General features: G+C 38.7%; 8 protein-coding genes. All 8 read left to right on the top strand.

The genetic code is table 11. From position 1 onward, the window contains the following. A partial coding sequence (gene miaE / locus H5072_RS07470) for a tRNA isopentenyl-2-thiomethyl-A-37 hydroxylase MiaE (protein ID WP_310735874.1) occupies positions 1 to 219 on the top strand: 219 nt, incomplete at its 5' end. A 212-nt stretch (positions 220 to 431) separates the two neighbouring features. Continuing rightward, complete coding sequence (locus tag H5072_RS07465) at positions 432 to 2,351, top strand: pilus assembly protein N-terminal domain-containing protein (RefSeq protein ID WP_182693154.1); 1,920 nt, start codon at positions 432 to 434, stop codon at positions 2,349 to 2,351. After that, entirely contained in the window at positions 2,348 to 3,025 is a 678-nt protein-coding gene (locus H5072_RS07460; protein ID WP_182693153.1) for a lipopolysaccharide assembly protein LapB, read from the top strand. The genes H5072_RS07465 and H5072_RS07460 overlap by 4 nt, the downstream gene beginning before the upstream one ends. A gap of 289 nt (positions 3,026 to 3,314) precedes the next feature. Next, complete coding sequence (locus H5072_RS07455) at positions 3,315 to 3,704, top strand: hypothetical protein (protein WP_076925982.1); 390 nt, start codon at positions 3,315 to 3,317, stop codon at positions 3,702 to 3,704. Between the two features lie 83 nt (positions 3,705 to 3,787). Next, positions 3,788 to 4,555, top strand: coding sequence for a hypothetical protein (locus H5072_RS07450; protein ID WP_007586678.1), 768 nt, complete (start codon positions 3,788 to 3,790; stop codon positions 4,553 to 4,555). 6 nt (positions 4,556 to 4,561) lie between these two features. Beyond that, a complete protein-coding gene (locus tag H5072_RS07445) occupies positions 4,562 to 5,860 on the top strand; it encodes a CpaF family protein (RefSeq protein ID WP_182693152.1) in 1,299 nt (432 codons plus the stop codon). Then, positions 5,853 to 6,728: a type II secretion system F family protein gene (locus H5072_RS07440; protein ID WP_182693151.1), complete on the top strand. Its 876-nt coding sequence runs from the start codon at positions 5,853 to 5,855 to the stop codon at positions 6,726 to 6,728. The genes H5072_RS07445 and H5072_RS07440 overlap by 8 nt, the downstream gene beginning before the upstream one ends. Next, a complete protein-coding gene (locus H5072_RS07435) occupies positions 6,725 to 7,540 on the top strand; it encodes a type II secretion system F family protein (protein WP_169043649.1) in 816 nt (271 codons plus the stop codon). The genes H5072_RS07440 and H5072_RS07435 overlap by 4 nt, the downstream gene beginning before the upstream one ends. The last annotated feature ends 73 nt before the right edge of the window (positions 7,541 to 7,613 follow it).

The raw sequence follows: 7,613 nt of genomic DNA, 5'->3' as shown, positions 1-7,613 counted from the left end.
CACGAGCGTTTTTCTTTAGTAGCACAAGCACTTCCCGAGGGTAAAGAAAAAGACTTTTATGTTGCGATTGCCAAGTCAGAAGAAAAACATAAAAATCTTTTTGTAGAGCTTGCTTACGAATACTTTGATAAAGAAGAAGTTGATACTCGCCTAGAAGAGTTACTTACAGCAGAAGCTAAAATCTGTGAAAGCATCCCATTTACAGCTGCTTTGCATTAACTAAAATTAGCGCAGAGCCTATTTTATTCGCTTTGCGCCACCTGCCTCTACTCTCATTTCTTGGTTAAACCCTTCATGAATTATTGATTTGCAATTTGCGAATCAAAATAATAAAAACCACATTTATAAACTTCAATCTACTGATAATAAAAATAAAAACCCTTGGTCTCATACTTGCTACCTATACATTAAGCAAATTGAGGGAAAGGCTTATGTTAAAATTTACTTTTATACTATTACTAATATCTTTTAGCGCCGTAGGCAGTGAAAGTCATTTAGATTATATAGAAAATGCAAATGGTGAGCGGGTACAAAAAGTATCACACTTAGTTAAATGGACACATACTCGCTTTGTGTTTACCCGTGATATTTCGCGTATAGCACTTGGCCACGAAACAACGCTTGATGTGAACGTGGTTAATGGTCGCGAGCTACTAATTTTAGCTAAAAAGTTAGGCCGTACATCTATGATGGTGTGGTACGACGATAAAAGCTCGGAAACATTTTTACTTGGTGTTACCGAAGACTATAGCGTACTGGAAAATGCCCTCAACGATATTCACCCTGACGTGCAACTAACCATAGCACCTGATCGCCATGCTGTTGTATTACGCGGTGAAGTACCTACTATAAATTATCGTCATGCCGCTTATGAAGCTGCAAAAAACTATCTATACGCCAGTAGCTCACAAGCATCACAACCCGTTATTACCTCAAACCCTAACCAAGGAATGTTTAATTCTCTCGCTCAACGCTTGCAAGGATTGGGTAACGCAAACGGTGGTACCTCTCAAAACTCGAGCAAAGTCGCTATTATTAATTTAATAAAAGTAACTCAAGCACCCAAGCCAAAAGAAGAACGTATTAGCGAAGTAATTAAATCAATGGGCGCAGATAAAGTGACCATTAAACGCATCTCGGTTGATGAGCTATCAAATGATGATAGCGATGTATTTTTACTGTCAGGCTCTGTAAAAAATCAAATAAAGCTAGTGCGCTTATTAAATACAATTAATAAATTATTCGAACCAGAGCAAGCATTACAAACTCAGGGTTCTCCTCTTGATCCTAATAACTTAATGGGCGGCGCAACGCAGGATAAAAGCTCTGGTATTGAAGTACTTGCCAACGAGTCGGGCGGGTTAATAAACGATGCTACATCAGGATTAAACTTAAGTAATGTGAGTTCTAATATTGCAAGAGCAACGCTTCTTTCAGTGGCTGGCGGTAAAGTTTTGTCGAGCATTGAAGTTGAAGATTTACCGCAAGTTCGTGTGTCGGTGCAATTATACGAAGTAAATCAACGTAGGTTAAAGCAATGGCGCCCAGATATTAGTGTGCTCTCAAATGGATACGAAAAAGAAGCAGGCTTGTTTGGCCGTGACGGTATGATTAATCGCGAATCTGGCTCTGCAACAATAGAAAATGCACTGCAATTAATTGGTGGTCAATTAACTAATAACTTACAGCTTTCTACCTCACAGTTTGCCATTGATATGTTGTTTTCATTACTTGAACAAGAAGGTATTTCGCGAACGCTTTCTCGCCCTACAATCACGGTTTTAGCCGGTGAAAGTGCCGTGTTTAAAGTCGGTGGTGAAGTACCTGTACCTACAAGTTATAGCCCATCTGGCATTACAAGCGGTCAGCAAGGTAGTAGTGGGTCGGTGTTTAGCGGTACGGAATTTAAATCATTCGGAGTTGAATTAAATGTACGCGCTATGGTTGACGACAAAGACAGAATAACACTTGATCTAAACCCAGTAATTTCACTACCCGATACCACGTTAACAGCCGAAATTGCACAAAGCACAGGCAGCAGTTTAAACAGTAGTGCATTTAATACACGCAGCATGCAAACGTCAACGCGTTTAAAAGATGGGCAGCCTCTTATCATTGGTGGCTTAATTAGCACTGATAACAATGCAAGCCACGACTTTGTACCTGATGGCAACGGCAATAGTATGCTTGGAAAGTTAAGTGAAACAACCAGCAAAAGTGAAAACAACCGTGAGCTGATAATTGTTGTAACTCCAAATCTGGTGCGTGAACCAATTAACACATTACGTTCGTGGGAACACGCAAATATAGACACCCAGGTACTTAGCTACATACAGGAGCAAGGGCTATGAAAATATTTTATATTATTTTACTGCTTACTTTATCGGGTTGCGCTCATATTGATTACAAGCCAACAGTAAATCCTTACAACGCATTGGGTGACATAGTAAAAAAATACCAATTAAATGCCCTACCGTTAATGTGCGAAGGTATTAATGCAAGTGACTGTTTGAACCTTGTGCATGAGGTGAATCAGTTAATGCTTGAACACCCCGATAACACGGCAATACTTTCAATATCGGCATATGTACTTTATAAAAGTGGCCGTGCTAATCAGTCTCAACAGGTTATAAACACTTTGCTTAATAAAGCTAACCCGCCGTTAAACGCAATTACTTTAGGGGTTACGTTAGCAATAGAGCAAGGTAATTTAGCTAAAGCAAAAAGCATTGCCCAATACGGCGTTGATGTTTTTGGTACACATGCTTCACCATACCTACAAATGGCCTCTATACATTATGCTCAGGGCAGTTACGTTATAGCTTCAAATTACTTAGAGCTTTCGGTTAAGTTTGGTTTAAATAGCACCGCCTATTTTTACCATAAAGGGTTAATTGAAGAAGCGAATGCTAATAATTTATTGGCCTGTGGCTACTATGAGCAAGTTTTACGTGCAGAACCCACGCATCAAAAAGCACTTGCTAGGCGCGGAAAACTCTCCGTTTTAGGTAATTGCTACTCTTAAGGCCTCAGGGCCTTTTTTTATGCCTACAATTTGGCATTATTAAGGAGCCAAAACCACTTTATTATTTATTAAAAATAGGAGTAAAGCTTTCGCTCATCCTACGTTTTATACGTAATCTCACAAGTCTCATTTTAATATTGATTTGCATTTTGCAAATCAAAAATAAAAAAAGCTAAAAAACACACACATAAAAACTATAACCACCTGTATTTAATAGCCATTTTCAATTGGCATGGTCCTCGCTATATATAAAGTGAGCATAAGCTCTCTTAATTTAAAGGCTACGATTATGAAAACTATTAAACATAACTTAAATGGCAAAAAGCAAAAAGGTTTTGTACTAACGTCAGAGCTAATCATTCTTTCTACATCAATGGTAGCAGCACTTGTAATTGGTTTATCTACATTACGTGACTCTGTAACCAGCGAGCTTGAAGATGTAGCTGAAGCAATTGGCTCACTTGACCAAAGCTATGTATTTGACGGGATGATTAACGCCGAAGGCACAGCTGAAGTGTCTGGCTCTGGGTTTGTAGATTCAGTTGACGTGTACGCAGGCGATGGTAGTTCATTCACTTTTGTTGCATCAGACTTTAGTGAAAGTGCCGCACTTGTTAATGCTACACCAAGCGGCGATGCTGCAACACGTACAGCAGCAGGCGGTTCACAAGGTAACTAACGCAAGGTAACCAGGTTTGAATACCAAGCTTAAGGCTCACTGCCACAAAATTGTGGCAGTGAAAGTTACTCCGGAGGAATATTATGAAAAGTAAAAGTAACAAAGGCGCAACCACAGCGGCTCTCACATTACTCATCACCTCTGGCATGTTAGCTTCGGCTTTGGGTATTAGACAGGTAAACGATGAAAATAGCGTAACAGCTTGGGTAGTAAACAAAAATATGTCGGCCGGTCAAACAGTAACCGTTCACGATGTTGAGCAAAAGAGTATAGATCCAAGTAACTATTCAAATATTGCACTGAGCGTTCAAAACCCACGTGCATTAATTGGTCAAAAATTAGCAACTAATAAAATGGTTGAACAACCATTATTTGACACAGATTTTATCAGAGCGAAAAGCCAAAATTTATCAGAAGCCATACCGGCAGGGCGTGTTTTATATACTTTAAAACTAAACACCTTGGATATTCCGCTTTCGCGCATACACAAAGGTGACCGACTCGACATAGTCGCTAAAACTAATCGCTTAGTAAGAACCGTTGCCCGTGATGTACAGCTTATTGGTGTTTCAAAAGGTCCTAAATCGCAAGCTGCTAAAAGTGGCGTAATGGATAATTTAGCTAAAGAGTCTAATTCTGCTGCGGGCGGTGTTTCATTAGTCCTCGCGGTACTTCCAAAAGATGTTTATTCGTTGGCGGGTATAGATAACGCTGACAAAGTTTCAATTATTGTGCATAGCGCTTATGACATTGAACAAGGTCGTTTGCAAAACTTTTCACGCTTACAAACCAGTCGCACAATCGAAGTGGTTAAAGGCGTTAAAAATGAAGCTGTATATGTAGCTAAGTGAGTTTTTATGTTTAATTTATCAAGCAAACATGAAGAAGTTCAAACCAGTTTAAGTACCTTTGAAGAGCTTAAAAAGCTATTGCATGATGCCGTTATCGAAGAGTACGAACAAGAACCAACCGCGCTTTTATCAAGTAATGTTCTCGAAAAAATCTCTGCATTGTGCAGTGAAATCCCACAATTCAATCAATCTTCATTTAATCAGCATCAAAAAGAGCAGGTTGTTCAGGCTGTATTTGATGAAATTCAGGGTCTGGGTCCTATTGCACAGTTTATGCTGGACGATCAGGTTAGTGATATTTTAATAAACGACACGCAAGATATATGGATTGATAAACAAGGCAAACTACTTTGCACTGCCAGTAAGTTTGATGACGAACGCCATTTACGCCGATTTGTTGATCGCTTACTTGATGGTTGTGGCCGACAAGTCAATGCGCTTATGCCGATTGTTGATGGCAAACTAAAAGATGGTAGCCGAGTTCATATTATTGTACCGCCTGCGTGTACCAGCGCCGCGATTGTATCGATTCGTAAGTTTAATCATAAAAAAATAAACGATGACTTTTTAGTTAATAATCATTTTTTAGATAAAAACATCTTATCATTTTTAAAAAGCGCAGTTAAAACAGGCGTTAATATTTTAGTGTGTGGCAATGCAGGTGCAGGTAAAACCTCATTATTAAACGTACTTGCTAACTCAATTAATCCAAACGAACGTGTTGTAACCATTGAAGAAAGCGCTGAGCTTAATTTGCATCACAACCATGTTGTGCAATTGGAAGCCCACGACACTAACAGCGATGGTAAAGGTGCAGTAAGCCTAAGAGATTTAGTAAAAGCAGCCCTTAGAATGCGCGCAGATAGAATACTTGTAGGTGAGGTACGCTCAGGCGAAGTAATCGATATGCTCCAAGCAATGAACTGTGGCCACCAAGGTTCGATGACGACCATACATGCTAACAGTGCAAATGATGCCGTTATTCGTTTATCTACCTTAGTGCAGTTACACAATGCACAACTGAGCGATACCCATACAAGTTCGCTAATCGCGTCGAGTATTCAGCTCATAGTTCATGTTTCTCGCTCAACTAATGGCATCCGCACTCTAAAAAGTATTGGTGAAATTAAGCGTGTTAATGGCGGGGCACAATTTAGCCCGCTTTATAGTATTAACGAAGCAGAACCAGTACAAAGTGATTTAATAGATAACTCAAGTGTTATTGAGTTTATGAAAGGTCAAGGCGCAAATGCACAAGAATTGAAAGCATTACTGCACAATAACCCGGAGGCTAACAATGACTAAACTTGATTATTTATTAGCTATTGCGGCGGTTATAACTTTTGTACTGGCTGCGAGTGTATTGGCTTCTTTGTATGTGAATAATAAAAGCAACCAAAGCACTAAAAAAGCAGATATTTTAGAAGAAAAAGATGTCCTTACTCTGTCACTACGAGTGCTTGGTTTAAATATTAGTAACGCCTGGTTTATAAGCATGGCGTGCTCGCTCTCTAGTAGCTCCTGGTTTTTAGCTAAATTATATTACCCAGAGGCATCAACCAGCGCGTTTATTATTTCAATCGTGGTTTTTGTAACCTGTTTTATAACTGTGATTGACTTGGCTCATTATAAATTAGCAAAATTTGAGCATCACTTTTTAGAATTTATTGAAACCGTACAATCGTGTTTAAGCACAGGGCTATCGCTACAGCAATCAATGCAGTTTGCTGATGAACATGCAGACCCATATATAAAAAAACAAAGCACCTTACTAATACAACGCATGAGCATGGGTAGTGATGCCGAAACGTCGTTTGCCCCATTAATTGAAAGATACAACTGCGAAACCGTAAGATTGTTTGCTCATAGCATCATTACACATACACAAAGCCAGTGCGATTTGACCGACATGCTAAAAAGCGTATGCAACATGATGTCGCTAATAACTCTCGACCGCCAACAGCTGAAAGCTAAGCTTTCCGGTACTAAATACGCTGCTGTGTTTAGTGGTTTTTTACCTTACGCACTAATTCCTTTATTTAGCTATACCGATCCAACCTGGTTTGAACCATTATTAAACGATCCTAATGGGATTGCATTTATAACGGTTGCGCTTCTTTGTCAGCTATTTGGCTTTTTATGGCTACGCCTTAGCTTAAGGGTAACATTATGATTGATATACTTTTACTTATCGGGCTTTTAGTAAGTATGGGCTCATTTATCCATATTCATAGGCAATCGCTTAAAGTCGAATTAGATAAACCCGATACTAAAAACATTAACTGGTATCCGCTAATTATCATCTCTAAACGTCAACTAAGACAAGCAGGGATTCAAATTAATAAAATATTAATAAGCCTGTACTGCTTTAAAGTGGCTGCTACTTTTAGTGCATTTACGGTTATAGAGCTAACAGGGTATGAGCTGAGCCAATCGATTAAATTATTATTGTGTTTTATGTGTTTTTTTGCACCCGAATGCTGGTTTTTATTACGTAAAAATCAACGTCAAACCACTATAAATAACAGCTTAGAGTTTTTTTTACGGGTGTTACTGGTTTACATGCGCGCCGGGTTTTCGCTAGAACGTTCATTTGCACTGGCGGTTGATCATGGATTGAGTCAAAAACACCCATTATACAAAGAGCTAAAGTTATTTTTATTCGAACTAAGTGCAGGTAAAGATCGTGAATTTGCATTTAATTCACTTTTTGAAAGAACCGGCGTATTAGGAATTAAAAAACTCGCAAACTTAATGTTAATAGGGTCAAAACTTGGTACGCCACTTATCCAAGCAGTAGAGGCTCAACTTGAAGGCCTAGCTTTAAAAAAGAACATTTTACTCGCTAAAAAGGTAAACAAAAAAGCGATGCACACAACCTTTCCCATTATCTTAATTTGTTTTCCGATGTTTTTAGTATTGGTGTTTTTTCCCGCAGCATTACAAGTAATGAACGTACTTAAAATGCTTGTAGAAGTGTTATAGGAGCCTGATATGAAAAAGCATTATCAACAAGGGTACATACTTACTATTGAGCTTATATTAATTATAACTATTT

Source organism: Pseudoalteromonas sp. SR45-5 (assembly GCF_014163565.1).
In the GTDB taxonomy this organism is placed as follows: domain Bacteria; phylum Pseudomonadota; class Gammaproteobacteria; order Enterobacterales; family Alteromonadaceae; genus Pseudoalteromonas; species Pseudoalteromonas distincta.
Note: the sequence above shows the minus strand (reverse complement) of the source record. Positions and strands in the feature narration are given on the sequence as shown.

What these genes read in the sequence shown, in the direction of transcription:
- H5072_RS07455 (WP_076925982.1), top strand. Translation starts at nt 3,315, where the DNA reads ATGAAAACTATTAAACATAACTTAAATGGCAAAAAGCAAAAAGGTTTT.
- H5072_RS07460 (WP_182693153.1), top strand. Translation starts at nt 2,348, where the DNA reads ATGAAAATATTTTATATTATTTTACTGCTTACTTTATCGGGTTGCGCT.
- H5072_RS07465 (WP_182693154.1), top strand. Translation starts at nt 432, where the DNA reads ATGTTAAAATTTACTTTTATACTATTACTAATATCTTTTAGCGCCGTA.
- H5072_RS07445 (WP_182693152.1), top strand. Translation starts at nt 4,562, where the DNA reads ATGTTTAATTTATCAAGCAAACATGAAGAAGTTCAAACCAGTTTAAGT.
- H5072_RS07440 (WP_182693151.1), top strand. Translation starts at nt 5,853, where the DNA reads ATGACTAAACTTGATTATTTATTAGCTATTGCGGCGGTTATAACTTTT.
- H5072_RS07435 (WP_169043649.1), top strand. Translation starts at nt 6,725, where the DNA reads ATGATTGATATACTTTTACTTATCGGGCTTTTAGTAAGTATGGGCTCA.
- H5072_RS07450 (WP_007586678.1), top strand. Translation starts at nt 3,788, where the DNA reads ATGAAAAGTAAAAGTAACAAAGGCGCAACCACAGCGGCTCTCACATTA.